Origin of the sequence: Streptomyces longispororuber, from assembly GCF_014656095.1 — a bacterium.
Classification (GTDB): domain Bacteria; phylum Actinomycetota; class Actinomycetes; order Streptomycetales; family Streptomycetaceae; genus Streptomyces; species Streptomyces longispororuber.
This window is the reverse complement of the sequence record NZ_BNBT01000013.1, coordinates 1-17,079: the sequence shown is the minus strand read 5'-3', so window position 1 is coordinate 17,079 and position 17,079 is coordinate 1. Positions and strand designations below refer to the sequence as shown.

Below are 17,079 nucleotides of genomic sequence, written 5' to 3'. Positions count from 1 at the left end.
CCGGCCGCGGCGCACCGCCCCGATTCGTCGGCCCGGTCGCGGCGCACCGCCCCGGCCCGACGCGCCGCACCGCGCCTGCTCGACGCGGAGCACAGCCCCGGCCCGACGGGTCTCGACAGGCCGTACGCGGCGCACCCCTCCGGCCGTCGGGCCGGAGGCGTCAGACCGCCAGCACCGACACCCCTGCCTCGGTGAACCGCGCGGCCGTCTCCTCGGTGACGGCCGTGTCCGTCACCAGGGTGTCCACCTGCTCCGCCGCGCAGATGCGCGCGAACGCGCGCCGGCCGAGCTTCGTCGCGTCGGCCGCGACCACGACCCGCGTGGCCCGCTCGCACAGCAGCCGGTTGACGGCCGCCTCGTCCTCGTCGTGGGCGGTCGCCCCGTACGCCACGTCGAAGGCGCCGACCCCGAGCACCGCCACGTCCAGCGAGATCTGGCCGAGCACCCCGCCGGCGAGCGGGCCCGTGAGTTCGTACGACTGCGGGCGGGCCACCCCACCGGTGACCACGATCTTGAACTGCGGCCGCACGGCCAGCTCGTTGGCGATGTTCAGCGCGTTGGTGACGATCGTCAGGGCCGGGGACCCGCCGGCCAGTCCGGTCCGCACCGCGAGCGCCCGGGCAACCTCCGTGGTGGTCGTGCCGCCGGTCAGGCCGAGCACCTCGCCCGGGGCGATCAGGTCCGCCACCGCCTTCGCGATCCGCTGCTTCTCGGAGGCCTGCCGAGCGGTCTTGTAGCGCAGCGGCAGCTCGTAGGAGACGCCGTGGACGACCGCGCCGCCCCGGGTGCGCACCAGCATCTGCTGCTCGGCGAGCTGGTCGAAGTCGCGGCGGATGGTCGCGGTTGAGACGCCGAGCGCCGTCGCCGCCTCCTCGACGTCCAGGCGGCCCCGGTCCACGAGCAGTTCGAGCAGCTCCTGCCAGCGGGCGTCGCGCGACATCCGCACCTCCACTCGGTTCCCACGCACTGTCCGTGACGACCCTAGCCCACCCCGTGCGTGCTTGATTGTGCTCGTAACACGGCCATATATTGCAGAAATGAGCACCACGGGGGCTCCGGACCGGACCCCGTGGTGCCCCGGAACCTGTCCGGAACCTGTCCGGAACCGCCAGGACCCCCGCATCACCCCGGAAACCCCGAGAACCCCTCGGTAATCGCCAGGACTTGTCAGGACTCATCAGGGTGGGAGCCGTCATGAGCCATGCCGGGAACGAACTGAGCAGCCAGCCCGCGTGCTGGACCCGCGCCGCCGGTCTCGCGGCGCGCCACGGCGCCGCGCTGCCGGACCGCGGCGAGCGCGTCGCCGTGGTCGGCTGCGGGACCTCCTTCTTCATGGCGCAGGCCGTCGCCGCGCTCCGCGAGGGCGCGGGCCTCGGGGAGACCGACGCCTTCGCCGCCTCGGAGTTCCCCCCGGCGCGCCGCTACGACCGGGTCGTCGCCCTCACCCGCTCCGGCACCACGACCGAGGTGCTCGACCTGCTGGCCGGGCTCCGCGGCCGGGTCCGCACCACCGCGGTCACGGCGGACCCGGGCACCCCCGTGCGGGAGGTGGTGGACGACCTCGTGGTGCTCGACTTCGCCGACGAGGAGTCGGTCGTCCAGACCCGCTTCGCCACCACGGCGCTGACCCTGCTCCGCGCCCACCTCGGCCTCCACCCCGACCAGGCCGTCGCCGACGCGAGGACCGCGCTCGCCGAGCCGCTGCCCGCGGGGCTCGTGGAGTGCACCCAGTTCACCTTCCTGGGCCGCGGCTGGACCGCCGGGCTCGCCCAGGAGGCCGCGCTGAAGATGCGCGAGGCGTCGCTGTCCTGGACCGAGGCGTACCCCGCCATGGAGTACCGGCACGGGCCCATCAGCGTCTCCACCGACACGACCGCGACCTGGATGTTCGGCCGGGCACCGGAGGGGCTCGCCGAGGAGGTCCGGGCGACCGGCGCGCTGTGGGTCGAGGGCGCCCTCGACCCGCTGGCCGAACTCGTGCGCGTCCAGCGCCTGGCGCTCGCGGTCGCCGCGGCGCGGGGTCTCGACCCCGACCGGCCGCGCCATCTGCGCCGCTCCGTCATCCTCGACGCCCGCTGACCGGGACGGGGGAACCTGATGCCGCTGGCACAGACCGGCGTCCTCGTCGCCGAGGCCGCCGCCAAGCGCCGCGCCGTCGCGGCCTTCAACATCATCACGCTGGAGCACGCGGAGGCCGTGGTCGCCGGGGCCGAGGCCGCCGCCTCCCCGGTCGTGCTCCAGGTCAGCGAGAACGCCGTCAAGTACCGCTACGGGCGCATCCTGCCCCTGGCCCGCGCCGCGGTCGCCCTCGCGGAGGCCGCGGCCGTGCCGGTCGCCCTGCACCTCGACCACGTCACCCAGGACGCCCTGCTCCGGCAGGCGGCCGACGCCGGGTTCAGCTCCGTGATGTACGACGCCTCGCACCTGCCCTACCGGCAGAACCTCATCGCGACCCGGGCCGCCGCCGACTGGGCGCACAGCCAGGGCCTCTGGGTGGAGGCGGAGCTGGGGCAGGTCGGCGGGAAGGACGGCAAGCCGCCGCTGGACGCGCACGCGCCCGGCGCGCGCACCGGGCCGCTGGAGGCGTGCGAGTTCACCGCCGAGTCCGGCGTCGACGCGCTGGCCGTCGCCATCGGCAGCGTGCACGCCATGACCTCGCGGACGGCCTGTCTCGACCACGGCCTGCTCGCCCGCCTCCGCCGGGCGCTGCGGGTCCCGCTCGTGCTGCACGGCTCCTCCGGCGTCCCGGACGACGAACTGGCCCGGGCCGTCGCGGGCGGCATCGCCAAGGTCAACATCGGCACGGCGCTCAACCTCGCCATGACCAACGCGATCCGGGCCTACCTCGCCGACCACCCGGAGGCGGTGGACACGCGCAGCTATCTGACCGTGGGCCGCCAGGCCATGGCCACCACCGCCACGCACCTGATTGGGGTGCTCGACACGGGCGCGTGACCCCGGCGCCCCCGGCCGGGCGGGCCCGGCGCCCGCCCGGTCACCCCCGGCCCGCCGCGGCCCGCGCCGACGCCCGCCCGGCCTCGATCGCCCGCACCGCGGCCCGGCGGGCGTGCGCCGCCGGTTCCGGTGAGCGCGTGATGCCCGCGGTCACCATCGCGCCCTCCGCGAGCAGGAACAGCTCCTCGGCCAGCTCCCGCTCCAGGCCGGCCTCCCGCACGAGCCCGGTGAGGTACTCCTTGAACGCCGCCTTGTGGCGGCGGACCTGCCGGGCGACGAGCTCCGACGTGGCGCCCAGCTCCCCGTACGCGTTGATCCACGCGCAGCCGTGGAACTCCGGCTCGGCGAACCACTCGCCCAGCCAGTCGAACACCGCGACGACCCGCCGCTCGGGCTCCGCGTACCGGTCGGCGTACGCGGCCAGGCGCTGCCGCCACCGCCTGTCGCGCCGCTCCAGGTACGCCTCGACGAGCTGCTCCTTCGCAGGGAAGAGCTGGTAGAGGCGCTTGAGCGAGACCCCCGAGGCGTCGCGGACGTCGGCCATGCCGACCGCGTGCACGCTGCGGCTGTAGAAGAGCCGCTCGGCCGCGTCCAGCGCGCGTTCCCTGGCGACCGTGCTGTCCATCGGCCGGGGCCTCCTGGTGCGAAGAGCAAAGAGCGAATGAGCGAAGAGCGGAGCGAGCGCAGCGTATCGCCGTCCCGGCGGGGTGATCCGCACCACTTCCCCTACCGGGGAGAACCATCATTCTCTACGGTGGGCACACCGGACGGAGAATCATCATTCTCCCTCGCGTACGGTCCGGTCGCGACGCCCAGAGAAGGAGCCGGACATGGCACCACGTCCCCCGTTCCCGCCGTTCGACGAGGAGGCCGCACTCCGCAAGGTCCAGGCGGCCGAGGACGCCTGGAACACCCGCGACCCCGAACGCGTGGCGCTCGCCTACACCGAGGACTCCGTGTGGCGCAACCGCGACCGCTTCCTCACGGGCCGGGACGCGATCGTGTCCTTCCTCCGCGACAAGTGGGACCGGGAGCTGGACTACGCGCTCCGCAAGGACCTCTGGGCCTTCCACGGCGACCGGATCGCCGTACGGTTCCAGTACGAGTTCCGCGACGCGGGCGGACAGTGGTGGCGCGCCTACGGCAACGAGCTGTGGGAGTTCGCCGAGGACGGCCTGATGCGCCGCAGGGAGGCCAGCATCAACGACCTCCGGATCTCCGAGGCGGAGCGGCGCCTCTTCGGTCCGCGGACGGACGCCGGACGCGAAGGCCCGCTCCCGGTGCGGTGAGGGGCCGCTTCCGCCTCGCGGGCAGGGGGAGCCACCGGCGCGGGGCCGCTCATCCGGGGCGCTGCGGGGTGCCGAAGAGGAGGTCGTAGCCGGGTGGGAGCTGGAGCAGGATGCGGTTCATCAGCTCCTCGCCCGCGAGGTCCGACACGACGCTGAGCACGGCGCCGACGTCCCACGTCGCCGTCCGTTCGGAGGCGCCTTCGATCCAGGCCGACGTGGCGCGCACGAACCGCTCGGGCGACAGCGGTTCGTGGGCCTGGAGCGGGTTGAGCAGCACCAGGGCCAAGGTGTCGGGCAGCCGGGCGGCCAGCTCGGCCCGTACGTCTCCCACCAGGTGCGCGCCCAGCAATCCGAGGACGACGCGGGCCGCCCGCTCGGCTTCCTCCCGTGCGGGGTACTCGCCGCGCTCCCGGACCGCTGCCAGGAACGCGTCCCAGTTCATGCGCATGAGCGTCCTTCCGGTCCGGTGGCGGCGTTCGGCCGGCGGGCGGCGCGCCGTGCCCCGCCCGCCGGCCACCTCTCGGTCAGCCGCTGATCTGCTTGCGGGTGCCCCCGCCGCTGATCGAGATCTTGCGGGGCTTGGCCTGCTCGGCGACCGGGACGGTCAGGCGCAGCACGCCGGCGTCGTAGGAGGCGTCGATGCGCTCGGTGTCCAGGGTCTCGCCGAGGAAGAGCTGGCGGCTGAAGGTTCCGGTGGGCCGCTCGGCCACCACGACGTCCACGCCCTCGCCCACGCTGGGGCGGCGTTCGGCCCTGACGGTCAGCACGTTGCGCGCGACGTCGAGGTCGATCGACTCGGGGTCGACGCCGGGGAGGTCCAGTTCGACGACGAAGGTGTCGCCGTCGCGGAAGGCGTCCAGCGGCATGGCCACCGGCCGGGTGTGCGTGCCCAGGAGCTGCTGGGTGAGGCGGTCCAGCTCACGGAAGGGGTCCGTACGCATCAGCATCGTTCACCACTCCCTTCGCATCGGGATGCCGGGATGCGTCAACCTCGCTTTCTTATATAACGCCGGGGAGGAAAATTGACAAGAGGCGGCGCAACTTGGGTGCGTGGCACGGCATCTGCGCTGCTTCGGGCGTTGCCTGGCCTGGCATCTGCGCCACTCCGGGGTTTGCGCGGCCTGGCGTCTACGCCGCTCCCGCGTTGTCCCGCTCCAGCGCCGCGCGCAGCCAGTCGTCCGTGGAGCCGGGGGTGGGCACCGGGCTGCCGCCCGGCGGGGTGAGCACCACGGCCGTCAGCTCCCAGTACCGGTCCAGGCGGGGCTCGGCCGCGAGCCGCGCGGCCAGCAGGCGGCGGAACCCGCGGGTGTCCCGGCTGCCGTACGCGCCCGCGTACGCCGCCACGTACGCGTCCAGCGCCTCGCCCGGGTACGGGTCCCGCGCCCGGCGCAGCAGCGGGCCCGCGAGCTCGTACGCCTCGGCGAGGCCCGCGTACAGCGCGGCCACCTCGCGGGCCCCGGCCGCGCGGTGCACCTCGGGCTGCGGGCGGCGGCCGTCCGGGCAGGGGGCCGTCGTCATGGCGTGCAGCCGGGCGAAGGCCAGCACCTGCGCCGGCTCCGGCTCGTCCGGCGGCTGCGGAACGGCCAACTCCAGGAACGCCGACAGCGCCCGGGCCGGCATCAGCGGTGGCAGCCAGGCACGCCAGAACCGGGCCAGCGGCGCCGTGTTCGGCGGGATGCTCACCGCGCCGATCAGCCGCAACAGGTCCGCCTGCTCCCCGGGCGGGCACTCCCGCACCAGCCGCAGCGCCGCCTCGCGCCAGCGCAACGCCCGCAGCTCGGCGCCCAGTTCGCGCAGGCGGTCCGCGACGGCGTCCTCGAGGACCCGGCCCGCCGCGCCCTCGTCGTCGAGGACCCGGCCTATCCCGGGCAGCGGCAGGCCGAGGGTGCGCAGGGAGCGGATCAGCCGCAGCCGCTCCAGCGCCTCGGGGCCGTACCTGCGGTGCCCGCCGCCGCTGCGGGAGGCCGCGGGCAGCAGGCCCCGGTCGGAGTAGAAGCGGACGGTCTTCACGGTGGCACCCGCGCGTTCGGCGAGTTCACCGATGCTCCAGAGCACCTCGGGCGACGACAGCGGAACCTCCCTTGAACCTCCCGCCAGGGGAGTTCCTACGGTACCGGCGCACGCGGGCCGGGCGTACGCCCCGGTCCGCCGAGCACGGCGTACGCGACCGGCGTGACGCCGGGTGACGAACCGGAGGAGAAGGCCATGACCGTTTTCATCATGGTGGCGGGCGTGTTCACCGGCGCCCATGTGTGGCGGGAGACCGCCGAGCGGCTGACCGCGGCGGGCGCCGAGGCGCGCCCGGTCCCGCTCACCGGGCTCGACGCTGACCGGCCCGCCGCGTCGGGACCGGTCGGCCTGGAGACGCACATCGCGGACGTGCTCGCGGTGATCGACGCGGTGGACCAGGTGGGCCCGGTGGGCCCGGTGGACCCGGTGGGCCCCGAGGATGCGGTGGATGGTGCGGCGGCGTCCGGGCGGGACATCGTGCTCGTCGGTCACGACTACGGCATCCACCCGGCGCTCGCCGCCGCCGACCGGCGGCCGGGGCGCGTCGCGCGCGTCGTGTACCTCGACTGCGGGATGCCGCAGAACGGCGTCCCGGCCCTGGCGGCCGTACCGGACCAGGCACTGCGCGCGGAGCTGGCCGAGCGGGCCGAAGCCGGTGAGCGCGGCGGCGCGTTGGCGCCGCCGGGCCGGGACGGGTGGCAGCGCTGGGGCAGTACCGCCGACGTCCCCGGCGCGGCGCTCGACCGGCTCACGGCCCTGGCCGCACCGCAGCCGCTGGACACCCTGCTCCAGCCGCTGCGGCTCACCGGAGCGGCCGCCGCGGTGCCCACCACCGGGGTGCTGTGCACCCGCAACGGCGTCGGCGTGGACCTGGTGCAGCGGCTTGTCGACCTGGGCGCCCCGATGGCGGCGGCCCTGGCCGACCCGCGGGTCACCTTCTTCGAACTGCCCACCGGGCACTGGCCGATGCTGTCCCGCCCCGCCGACCTGGCCGACGTCCTGCTGCGGGCCGCGGCCGGCGAGGGGCGCCGCCTGCGCCCGGCCGGAGCCGCCGGGACGCCGCCCGCCCATCTGCGCCCGTTCCCGCTCGACGTCCCCGCCCTGCCCCGGGACCGCAGGGGAGACGTCGACCTGTACGTGCCCGATGCCGAGGGCCCGCGCCCGGCCGTGGTCGTCGTGCACGGCGGCCCGGTGCCCGCCGGGGCCCGGCCGACGCCGCGCGAGTGGCCGACCCTGGTGGGGTACGCCCGGCTGGCGGCCGCCGAGGGCGTGGTCGGCGCGACCCTCGACCACCGGCTGCACGACATCGGGGACTACGAGCGCGCCGCCGCCGACGTCGCCGCCGCGGTGGAGCGGGTGCGGGCCGACCCGCGGGTGGACGCCGACCGCGTCGCCCTGTGGTTCTTCTCCGGCGGCGGCCCGCTCGCCGCGCACTGGCTGGCGGAGCCCCCGCCCTGGCTGCGCTGCCTGGCCGCCTCCTACCCGATCCTGGAGCCCCTGCCCAACTGGGGCATGGCCGACAGCCGGTTCAACCCGGTGCGGGCGGTCGCGCGGGCGGGCGCCCTGCCCCTGGTCCTGCTGCGCGCGGGGCGGGAGACACCCGAGATCGCCGCCACCGTCGAGGCGTTCGTGGCCGCGGCCAAGGACTGCGGAGCACGCCTGGACCTGGTCGACGTCCCGAACGGGCACCACGGCTTCGAGACCCTCGACGCGCCCGAGGAGACCCGCCCGGCCCTGCGCCGGGCGATGCGTATGGTCGTGGCGCACCTGACCGGGCAACCCGTCCGACCGCCTGAGCGGTTGACGCGCCCGACCGGTTGACGCGCGGGCCGGGGCCGGGCGGTGGGGCGCGGCGGTCGCGGGGACGCCGTCCCTGCCGCCGCGCCCGGGGCAGCGGCGGCAGCGGAACAAGGCCGCGATAGTGGACATATCGCCCAAGGTGCAGCACGGTGGGCGCACCATCGGCAGCCGCTCGCGCGGCCGTCGCACCGCCACCCCCAGGACGACGCATGCGCACCCAGATCATCGACGCCATCCGTGCCCGGCTGCGGGACCGGGGCCTGGACGCCTACCTCGCCTACACGCCGTCGAACGTCTTCTACGTGACCGGCTTCCCCAGCTTCTTCCTGATGGAGTGGTGGCGGATGCTGGGCACCGTCCTCGCCGTCGTGCCGGCCGACCCCGCGCAGTTGCCGGCGCTGGTGGTCAGCGACTTCGAAGCGGCGCGGGCCCGCGAGGACTCGGGCTTCGCGGACGTCAGGGCGTTCCGGGGGTGGGCCGAGCTGCGCGACGCGGCCGACCTCACCCGTCCCGCGGCCCCCGGCGGCCGCCCGGCGCTGTACGACACCGCCGAGCAGGACGCGGTCCTGCGCTCCGTGCTCGCCGACCGCGGCCTGCTGGCGGGCCGGATCGGCACGGACCTGCGCCACGTCCTGCACGACACCGTGCGCCGCGTCGCCGCCTTCGCCGCCGACGTGACCTGGGCGGACATGACGGACGACCTCTACGAGCTGCGCAGCGTGAAGTACGACTTCGAGATCGAGCGGCTGCGGCGGGCCACGGAGCTGTCCGAGGCGGGCATGCGGCACGCCGTCGCGGACCTGCGCCCGGGCCTCACCGCGGGCGACATGGGCCTGCGGTACCGGCAGGGTGTGCTCGACGCGGCCGTGGCCGACGCGCGTTACGCGGGCTGCACGGACGCGTGGGTCCTGCCCGCGATCGGCCCGGACACCGGGGGCGGAGCCGGTCTCTCGGACGGCAGCCTGATCAAATTCGACTGCGGCGTCACCGTGGACGGCTACCGCGGCGACGGCGGCCGGACCTTCGCCTACCGCACCGTCCGCCCCGCGGCGCGGCGCCTGTACGACGTCCTCCTCGGCGCGCACGAGAAGGCGTGCGCGGCCGTGCGCCCCGGTACGCCGGCGCGGGAGGTGTTCCACGCGGCCGAACGGCACATCCGCTCCGGCGGCTATCCGTCCTTCACCCGCGGCCACTACGGCCACTCCGTCGGCATCGACACCTTCCACGAGGAGCCGCCGTACCTCAGCGCGGAGGAGGACCGGCCGCTGCGGCCCGGGATGGTCCTGGCGGTCGAGACGCCCGCGTACGCCTCCGACACCGGAGCCATCATGATCGAGGACCTGGTGGTGGTGACGGAGGACGGCCACGAGGTGCTGCACCGCCTGCCGCACGAGCTCACGGTGGTGAGCTGACCCGGCGCCGCCGGACACCGGCGGCACCGCGTACGGCGGGACGGCGGGCCGCCAGGGCAACGCGGTCCCGTGCCGCCGGAGTCGTATCAGCGGCACGTCAGTGAGCGGTGTCAGGGTCGGCCCTCAAGGTGTGCGGGCGCACCGGGACGCCCGGGACGCCCGGGGCGCGGACGCAGCGGAGCGAGAGGGCGGGCGGCATGGGTGGCGGAGGACGAAGAACGCCGACGGCGGCGGGCACACGGACGACCGGCCGCTCCGGAAACGGCTCCGGACCCGGCTCCGACTCCGCACCTGACTTCGGCCCCGGCCATGGACGCAGCTTCGCGCCCGGCCCCGGCCCCGGCCCCGACTTCAGGGCCGGTCGCGCCCGGCGCCGGTGTGCCGTGCTGGCCCTGTGCTTGCTGCCGGTGCTCGCCGTCCTGTCGCCGTCCGGCGCGGCGGCCGGTACGGCGGGTCCTGCCACGGCCGTCGGTACGGCGAGTCCAATCACGGCCATCGGTACGGCGGGCCTGGCCACAGCGGCCGACACGAAGGGCCCGGCCACGGCGGCCGGCCCCCGGGGGAGGGTCCTCGCGGCCGGTCCCGCGGGTGTCGACACGCCGGTCAACATCCTCAACGCCCACACCGGACGGTGCGTGGAGGTCGCGGACTCCTCCACGGCCGACGGAGCCCCCGTACGGCAGGCCGACTGCGCGGGCCAGCCGGGCGCCCGCTGGCTGGTGCGCGCCTCCTCCGCGGGCGGGGGCGCGGTCCTGCTGGTGAACGCGCACAGCGGCAAGTGCCTGGCGGTGGAGACGCGGACGGTGCCCGGCAGGCCCGCGGGGCCGCGCGTCGAGCAGTGGGGCTGCGCCGGTCACCCCGGGGTCGACCTCCTGCTCGACAGCAGGGAGGAGTACGCCTGGATCCGCACCACCCTGGCGCCGGCGACCCCCTGTCTGGAAGTGGAGAACTCCGCCACCCGCAGCGGCGCCCCGATCGTCCTGGCCGCCTGTGCGCAGCAGAAGGGCATCGCCTTCCAGCAGCGCCCCGACCGCGTCGGCAACGAGATCCGGTGGGACGACCTGAGCGCCCTGTACGCGTACGACGACCGGGGGACGGTGCTCTTCAGGTTCCCGACGAACCAGGCCGGCGGCTTCGAGGTGCCCAGCACCCCGTACAGCTCGGCCCCGGGGACCTGGCACGCCGACGAGAGCGGCTTCACCGCGGGCGACTTCAACGGGGACGGCCACCGCGACGCCGTGCTCTTCAAGGGCGCCCCGGACGGCAGCGCCGCGCTGCTCACCCTCCTGGGCACGAAGGACGGCGGGTACGCGGCGCCGGTGAAGTCCTGGGAACGCCCGCCGGGCAACTGGTGGGGCAGCCGGACGAAGCTCACGGCGGGGGACTACGACGGCGACGGCCGCGACGAACTGGCCGCGTTCTACGGCTACTCCGACGGCTCGGTGTCCCTGTGGCGCTTCGAGACCACCGCACAGGGCGGCTTCGGGACGCCGACCGTCCGGTGGAGCGCACCGCCGGGCACGTGGCACTTCGACGAGAGCCACTTCGTCTCGGGCGACTACGACGGCGACGGCCGGTCCGACGTCCTGCTCTTCCAGGGCACCCGCGACGGCGCGGTGACGTTCTCCACGCTGCTCGGCACGGCGGGCGACGGCTTCTCCGCCCCGGTCACCTCCTGGTCCCGCCCGCCGGGCAACTGGTGGGGCAGCCAGACGAAGCTCACGGCGGGCGACTACGACGGCGACGGCCGCGACGAACTGGGCGCGCTCTACGGCTACCCCGACGGGTCGGTCTCCCTGTGGCGCTTCGCACCGACCGGGCAGGGCGGCTTCGAGGTCCCGACCGTGGCGTGGAAGTCGCCCCAGGGCACCTGGACCTTCCGGCACAGCCACGCCGTCTCCGGCGACTACAACGGGGACGGCCGCCAGGACATCGCCCTCTTCAAGGGCGAGAACGACGGCGTGGCGGCGCTCCTCACCCTGCTCGGCAAGCCCGAGGGCGGCCTCCACGCCCCGCTGAGGTCCTGGGAACGGCCCCCGGGCTCCTGGTACGGCGACCACGTGAAGCTGCCCACCACCTGACCGCGCGAACGCCCGCCCCGCGTACGGCGGTTGCCCGGTGGCGGTGTGCCGCGGCGGGGCGTTGGCTAGGGTGACGGGCGGAGGGCCGGTCCCGGTGGCCCCGGCCCGTGCGCGGGGGCCGGGTTGTGCGTGTGGGGCCGTGTGATGCGGGGCCGTGTGAGCCGTGCCGGAGGCGACGGGGGCTGGGTGTGGGGACCGGGGCGTGGACGGCCGCTGGGGCGCGACCCCACCGGATCGTACGGAGCCAGGATCGGCGGCGAAGTCAGGGCCCGCGAAGTCGGGAGCCGGGGAGCCGACAGCCGGAGAGCCAGGGGCCGCGAAGCCAGGAGCCGGAGAGCGAGGGACCGGAGAGTCAGGGACCGGAGGGCCAGGAGCCGGACAGCCCGGGGCCGGAGAGCCGGAGCCGCCCGCCGGTCGCGGCGGGCCGACGTGGGGCGGACGGGCGCGGTGGGCCGGTGAGCGGCCGGTCAGAGGCCGCGGTGCTGCCGCCCCCGCTGCGCGCCTGGCTGGGCCTGGTGGCGGTGCTCGCCGCGCTGGCGGTCGTCGTGATCGGTGTCCTGTACGCCGGCCACGGCGAGCCCGGCACGGTGGACCGGTGGTTCGTCGACCCGACGGCCGACAGCGTGCGGCCGCCGTGGCGGCGCGTCGCCCTGGCCACGGACTTCCTGGGCGAGCCCGCCGGAGCGGCGACGCTGGTCGTGGCCGCCGTGACGGGCTGCCTGCTGCTGCGGCGGCCCCGCGCGGCGGTGTTCGCCGTGGCCGCCCCCGGCGCGGCCGTGGCGGCGGTGACGCTGCTCAAGCCGCTGGTGGGGCGCACCATCCACGGCGAAGGCAACCTGTCCTACCCGAGCGGCCACACCGCCTTCCTCACCGCGCTCGCCCTCGTGGTGGCGCTGCTCGCGGCCGGCCGGCCCGGCGTCGGCAGGGCGGCCGGGGCGGCGCTGGTGCTCGCCGCGGCATCGGCGGCCGGGGTCGCCATGGGGTGGGCGCAGGTCGCCCTGGGCGCGCACTACCCGACCGACGTCCTCGGCGGCTGGTGCGCCGCGCTGGCGGTGGTACCGGCGACCGCGTGGCTGGTCGACCGAGCGGCCACCCGGACGCCCGGCACCGGCCGGGGGGCGCCGCGCTGACGTGCCGTCACGCCCGGCGGCGGAAGACCGGCTGCACCGGTCGCCCGCCCAGCCAGGGCGTGGGGTCACCGGCGTCCAGCGCCTTGCGGTACACCGCGCACGCCTGGGCCACCACGTCGACGGTGTGCGCGATGTCGGCGTCGCTCAGCGCGGCGCTCACCACGAACGACGGCGCGAGCACCCCGCCCGCGAGGAGCCGGCGCAGGAACAGGGTGCGGTACTCCTGCGACGGCCGCCCGCCCTCGTCGAGGGTGGCGAACACCAGGTTGCTGGCCCGGCCCCGGACGACGACGTGGTCGCCGACGCCCGCGCTCGCCGCGGCCTCGCGGACACCGGCGGCCAACCGCTCGCCCAGGGCGTGCAGACGGGCGGTGACGCCCTCCTCGACGTAGGTGGTCTGCACGGCCATCGCGGCGGCCAGGGAGTGCGTCTCCGCGCCGTGCGTGGTGGACAGCAGGAACACCCGGTCGCCGGAGTGGCGAAGCCCGCCCCGCTCCATCAGCGCGCGGCGCCCGGCGAGGGCGGAGACGGCGAAGCCGTTGCCGAGGGCCTTGCCGAACGTGGAGAGGTCGGGGACGACGCCGTACAGGCCCTGCGCGCCCGCCTCGGACCAGCGGAAGCCGGTGATCATCTCGTCGAAGACCAGGACGCAGCCGTACCGGTCGGCCAGCTCGCGCAGGCCCGCCAGGTAGCCGGGCGGGGGCTCGGTGTGGGTGGCGGGTTCCAGGATCAGGCAGGCGATCCCGTCCCGGTGGCGGGCGAGCATCTCCTCCGTGGCGGCCAGGTCCCCGTAGGGAAAGGCCACGGTGAGATCGGTGGTCGCCGCAGGGACGCCCGCGGACATCGGCGTGGTGCCGATGAACCAGTCGTCGACGGAGAAGAACGGGTGGTCCGCGCAGAGGGCCACCCGCGGCCGCCCGGTGGCGGCGCGGGCGAGGCGCACCGCGGCGGTGGTGGCGTCGGAGCCGTTCTTCGCGAACTTCACCATCTCGGCGGTCGGCACCGTGGCCAGGAAGCGCTCGGCGGCCTCGACCTCCAGGACGGACGGGCGGACGAAGTTGCTGCCGCGGTCGAGCTCCCGCCGCACCGCCTCCGTCACGCGCGGGTGGGCGTGGCCGAGGCTGACCGACCGCAGCCCGGAGCCGTACTCGACGTAGCGGTTGCCGTCGACGTCCCACACGTGGGCGCCGCGGCCGTGGCTGATGACCGGGGCCAGGCCCTCGGGGTACTGGTCGTCGCCCTTGGCGTAGGTGTGCGCGCCCCCGGGGACCAGCGCGTGCAGCCGCTCGTTCGCCCGCCGCGACCGGGGCAGGTCGAACTCCTCGGGCCGCGCCTCCGGTTCCGGCTCGGCGGGCCCCGCGTTCACCTCGGCGCGCTCGGTGTGATGAGGGTCCCGGCCTACGGGGCGGTGGGTCTGTACGGGGCGGTGGGTGTCCACGCGGGCCTCACTTCTCTCCGTGCTTCTCGCCGTGCTCCAAGACCTTCAGGACCTCGGCGAGGCCCGGCGCCTCCCGGTCCCGCCGGGACATGAGGGTGACCGGCAGCGGCCACGGAATGGCGAGCTCCGGGTCGTCGAAGGCGATCGTCACGTCCTCGGCCGGATCGTGCGGGCGGTCGATCCGGTACGAGGTGTCGGCGGACCCGGTCAGCGCCTGGAAGCCGTGCGCGCACCCCGCCGGGACGTACACGGTCGCCTGGGTGTCGCCGGACAGCTCGAAGAAGGCCCGCTCGCGGTAGGTCGGCGAGTTGGGGCGCAGGTCCACGACGATGTCGAAGATCCTGCCGTACGAGCACCGCACCAGCTTGGCCTCGCCCGCGCCGGAGCGCAGGTGCAGGCCGCGCACCACGCCCCGGGCCGAGCGGGACACGCTGTCCTGGAGGAAGGCGCCCGGGTCGAGGCCCACCGAGCGGACCACGTCGGCGTCGAAGGTGCGGCAGAAGAAGCCGCGCTCGTCGGCGTGGGGCGTCGGCTCGAACAGGTACGCCCCGGCGATCGCCGGGACCTCGGTCGCCTTCATGAGGCCTCCCTCAGGACGTGGGTGTGGTCGGCGCCCGGGAACAGGGCCGTGGTCAGGGCGGTGAACTGCTCCTCCAGGCGCCGGGCGGCGGCCCGGTTCCGCTCGGCGAGGATCCGCCGCAGCTCCGCCGACTCCCGCTCCAGGGCGCGGAACTGGGCCAGCAGCCGGTCGGCGTCGACCTCGCGGGCCGGGTGGCGGTACGCGCCGAGGCCCATGCGCTCCATGAGCGCGTCGCTCTTGGCCGCGTAGCTGAGGGCGAGCGTCGGCGTACCGGCCTTCAGCGCGCAGACGAGGTTGTGGTACCGGGTGGCCACCACGGCGTCGGCGGCCGCCGCCTCCCGCATGAGGTCGGTCAGCGAGGCGGCCTCGGCGGCGGTGACCAGCGGCGAGCCGACCGCGTCGAGGATCGCGGCGACCACCGGCGCGTCGCACCGGTCGCCGGTCAGCAGCCGGACCCGCCGGCCCTCCGCGGCCAGCGCCCGCACGAACCGGGTCGTCCCGTCGAGGTAGCGGCGGTGGATCTCGTCGGCCCTGCCCCGGTCGTCGTTGCTCCCGTGGAAGTCCATGACACCGACGCAGACCGTGCCCGGGGCAGGGGCCGCGGGCGGCGTCGGCAGGGCGAAGGCGAGGTCCGGGTAGACCTCGTCGCGCGTGGTGTCCACGCCCATGGCCCGCATCGCGTCGCGGGACAGGGTGTCCCGGTAGGACCGGTACGCGGCCAGCTTCGCCGCCCGGCGCACCAGGGCGCGGGTCGGCCGGTCGCGGATCGTGTCCGCGCCGACGCCGACCAGCGCGACCCTGGTGCCGAACAGCCGGCCGCCCGCGCAGAGCAGGAACAGCGCGTACGGGAAGCCCCAGGGCCGCAGCGGCAGCGTGGCCTCCAGGACGCCCATGCCGGGGACGATCACCACGTCGTGCCGGCGCACCCAGGCGGCGGTGCGGACGACGTCGACGAGTTTGCCGAGGCCCTTGCCCGCGACCGCGCCCGCACGGGACGCGGTCCGGTACTCCCCGCGGTACCAGTGCAGCCGGGTCGCGGGGATCCCGTACCGGGCCGTGACGGTCTCCGGGCCGCCGCACAGCGCGTCCACGACCGCCTCCGGGTGCGCGGCGCGCAGATGGCCGAGCACGGCTTCGAGCGAGCCGTCGTTGCCGAGGTTGCCGGAGCCGAGCAGGCCGAACACCCCGACGCGGGCGGCGGTCACCCCTGCCGCTCCGCGCGCCCGGCCACGAGCGCGTCGACGGAGACGGTGAGCCGGTCCGGGTCGACCGGGGCGCGGTCCTCGACCCGCTCACCGGCGCCCGGCCTGGTCCGGCTGGCCAGCCACACGGCCAGGTGGCGGTAGCACGCACGCCGGTCGGCCGAGGACAGCGGCGCCCGCCGGATCGCCGCGACGAAGCCCCAGACGTACTCGGCGAGGAGCCGGGGCGTCGGGTGCAGCGGGCCCGCCCGGCGCGGGTCCAGGTTGACGCACCGGGACCGCTTGCAGGGGTTCGCCCGCTCGGCGCGGGTCGGGTGGTCGCGGCGGAAGTACAGCAGCTCCGGCACCTGGTGGAAGCGCCCGTGCAGGGCGATCTCGGCGACGAACGTACGGTCCGCGTGGTGGTAGCTGTCGTGCGGCTTCACCCGGCGCAGCACGTCGGCCCGCATCACCCCGTAGAAGTCGTCGCCGCCGGGCTCGAAGAGCAGGCTGCGGAAGCGCTCCGGCGCGCGCGGCGAGTCGGTGGCGAGCGTGTACGCGTAGGGCACCTTCACCTTGCCGTCGCCGTCGACGACCGCCTGGTCGGCGTGCGCGAGGATCACGTCGGGATGTTCGTCCAGCGCCTCCACGCAGCGCCGCAGCAGGTCCCTGGCGTACAGGTCGTCGTGCGAGGCCCACTTGAACAGCTCGCCGCGGCACCGGGTGAACACGTAGTTGTGGTTCGGCGCGGCACCGATGTTGCGGGGCAGCCGGAGGTAGCGGATGCGTGAGTCCCGCGCGGCGTACGCGCGGCAGATGTCCTGCGTGCCGTCGGTCGAGGCGTTGTCGGTGATGACCAGCTCGAAGTCCTCGTACGTCTGGCCGAGCAGGGCGTCGAGCGACTCCGCGAGGTACTCCTCGCCGTTGTACACGGGCAGGCCGATGCTCAGCCGTGGATCTCTCCGGGGGGGCAGTCATGACGTCCTCACTTCGGGAAGGGTGTTCTGGTGGTGCTCGCGCAGGGCCGACCGCAGGTGCAGCCACCACACGGCGGAGCCGCAGGCGGTCGCGGCGGCGACGCCCCAGGCCGAGCCGGCGGTGCCGGCGAGGGCCTCGCCGCCGAGCCCGCCGCCGACGTAGCAGGCGGAGGCGAAGAGCTGGCTGCGCAGGCTGCGCCGGGCCGCGCCGAGCGCGCGCAGCCCG

The 17,079-nt window shown here is 75.6% G+C and carries 16 protein-coding genes and 1 pseudogene; 7 read left to right on the top strand and 10 right to left on the bottom strand.

Annotated elements, in window-relative coordinates:
* Positions 1–160: 160 nt before the first annotated feature.
* A complete protein-coding gene (locus IE330_RS06895; protein ID WP_190134964.1) occupies positions 161–940 on the bottom strand; it encodes a DeoR/GlpR family DNA-binding transcription regulator in 780 nt (259 codons plus the stop codon).
* Positions 941–1,194: 254 nt separating this feature from the next.
* On the opposite strand from IE330_RS06895, the gene IE330_RS06890 reads away from it, so the two are divergent.
* Positions 1,195–2,079 carry an SIS domain-containing protein gene (locus IE330_RS06890; RefSeq protein WP_190134963.1) on the top strand — a complete coding sequence of 295 codons (885 nt, stop codon included), beginning with the start codon at positions 1,195–1,197 and terminating at the stop codon, positions 2,077–2,079.
* Positions 2,080–2,097: 18 nt separating this feature from the next.
* Positions 2,098–2,955, top strand: a complete 858-nt coding sequence (locus IE330_RS06885) for a ketose-bisphosphate aldolase (RefSeq protein ID WP_190134962.1) — start codon at positions 2,098–2,100, stop codon at positions 2,953–2,955.
* 40 nt (positions 2,956–2,995) lie between these two features.
* Here the strand turns inward: IE330_RS06885 and IE330_RS06880 are convergent, their stop codons facing one another.
* Positions 2,996–3,580 (bottom strand): TetR/AcrR family transcriptional regulator, encoded by a 585-nt coding sequence (locus IE330_RS06880; protein ID WP_190134961.1) that lies wholly within the window; start codon positions 3,578–3,580, stop codon positions 2,996–2,998.
* Positions 3,581–3,785: 205 nt separating this feature from the next.
* On the opposite strand from IE330_RS06880, the gene IE330_RS06875 reads away from it, so the two are divergent.
* Positions 3,786–4,244 (top strand): nuclear transport factor 2 family protein, encoded by a 459-nt coding sequence (locus tag IE330_RS06875; RefSeq protein ID WP_190134960.1) that lies wholly within the window; start codon positions 3,786–3,788, stop codon positions 4,242–4,244.
* 49 nt (positions 4,245–4,293) lie between these two features.
* On the opposite strand, the gene IE330_RS06870 is transcribed toward IE330_RS06875, so the two are convergent.
* From IE330_RS06870 to IE330_RS06860, 3 genes are all read right to left on the bottom strand, one after another.
* Positions 4,294–4,692, bottom strand: coding sequence for a DUF2267 domain-containing protein (locus IE330_RS06870; protein ID WP_190134959.1), 399 nt, complete (start codon positions 4,690–4,692; stop codon positions 4,294–4,296).
* A 76-nt stretch (positions 4,693–4,768) separates the two neighbouring features.
* Positions 4,769–5,191 carry an Hsp20/alpha crystallin family protein gene (locus IE330_RS06865; protein ID WP_190134958.1) on the bottom strand — a complete coding sequence of 141 codons (423 nt, stop codon included), beginning with the start codon at positions 5,189–5,191 and terminating at the stop codon, positions 4,769–4,771.
* A 181-nt stretch (positions 5,192–5,372) separates the two neighbouring features.
* The gene (locus tag IE330_RS06860) at positions 5,373–6,299 is read right to left on the bottom strand and encodes a helix-turn-helix domain-containing protein (RefSeq protein ID WP_229925446.1); all 927 of its coding nucleotides are present in this window, start codon (positions 6,297–6,299) and stop codon (positions 5,373–5,375) included.
* A 150-nt stretch (positions 6,300–6,449) separates the two neighbouring features.
* On the opposite strand from IE330_RS06860, the gene IE330_RS06855 reads away from it, so the two are divergent.
* From IE330_RS06855 to IE330_RS06840, 4 genes are all read left to right on the top strand, one after another.
* The gene (locus tag IE330_RS06855; RefSeq protein ID WP_190134956.1) at positions 6,450–8,075 is read left to right on the top strand and encodes an alpha/beta hydrolase; all 1,626 of its coding nucleotides are present in this window, start codon (positions 6,450–6,452) and stop codon (positions 8,073–8,075) included.
* Positions 8,076–8,263: 188 nt separating this feature from the next.
* Complete coding sequence (locus tag IE330_RS06850) at positions 8,264–9,466, top strand: M24 family metallopeptidase (RefSeq protein WP_190134955.1); 1,203 nt, start codon at positions 8,264–8,266, stop codon at positions 9,464–9,466.
* 383 nt (positions 9,467–9,849) lie between these two features.
* The gene (locus IE330_RS06845; RefSeq protein ID WP_190134954.1) at positions 9,850–11,547 is read left to right on the top strand and encodes an FG-GAP-like repeat-containing protein; all 1,698 of its coding nucleotides are present in this window, start codon (positions 9,850–9,852) and stop codon (positions 11,545–11,547) included.
* Between the two features lie 455 nt (positions 11,548–12,002).
* Positions 12,003–12,677 carry a phosphatase PAP2 family protein gene (locus IE330_RS06840; protein ID WP_190134953.1) on the top strand — a complete coding sequence of 225 codons (675 nt, stop codon included), beginning with the start codon at positions 12,003–12,005 and terminating at the stop codon, positions 12,675–12,677.
* A gap of 7 nt (positions 12,678–12,684) precedes the next feature.
* Here IE330_RS06840 and IE330_RS06835 read toward each other — a convergent pair whose 3' ends face one another.
* The 5 genes and pseudogenes from IE330_RS06835 to IE330_RS06815 all read right to left on the bottom strand — a co-directional run.
* Positions 12,685–14,043 carry a glutamate-1-semialdehyde 2,1-aminomutase gene (locus IE330_RS06835; RefSeq protein ID WP_190135035.1) on the bottom strand — a complete coding sequence of 453 codons (1,359 nt, stop codon included), beginning with the start codon at positions 14,041–14,043 and terminating at the stop codon, positions 12,685–12,687.
* Positions 14,044–14,122: 79 nt separating this feature from the next.
* Positions 14,123–14,695, bottom strand: a complete 573-nt coding sequence (locus IE330_RS06830; protein WP_190134952.1) for a dTDP-4-dehydrorhamnose 3,5-epimerase family protein — start codon at positions 14,693–14,695, stop codon at positions 14,123–14,125.
* Positions 14,692–15,900 (bottom strand): polysaccharide pyruvyl transferase family protein, encoded by a 1,209-nt coding sequence (locus IE330_RS06825; protein ID WP_190134951.1) that lies wholly within the window; start codon positions 15,898–15,900, stop codon positions 14,692–14,694. The genes IE330_RS06830 and IE330_RS06825 overlap by 4 nt, the downstream gene beginning before the upstream one ends.
* On the bottom strand, positions 15,897–16,850 hold the full coding sequence (locus tag IE330_RS06820; RefSeq protein WP_190135034.1) for a glycosyltransferase family 2 protein: 954 nt from the start codon (positions 16,848–16,850) through the stop codon (positions 15,897–15,899). The genes IE330_RS06825 and IE330_RS06820 overlap by 4 nt, the downstream gene beginning before the upstream one ends.
* Positions 16,851–17,079 (bottom strand): annotated as a pseudogene (locus IE330_RS06815) (hypothetical protein); the annotation flags it as partial.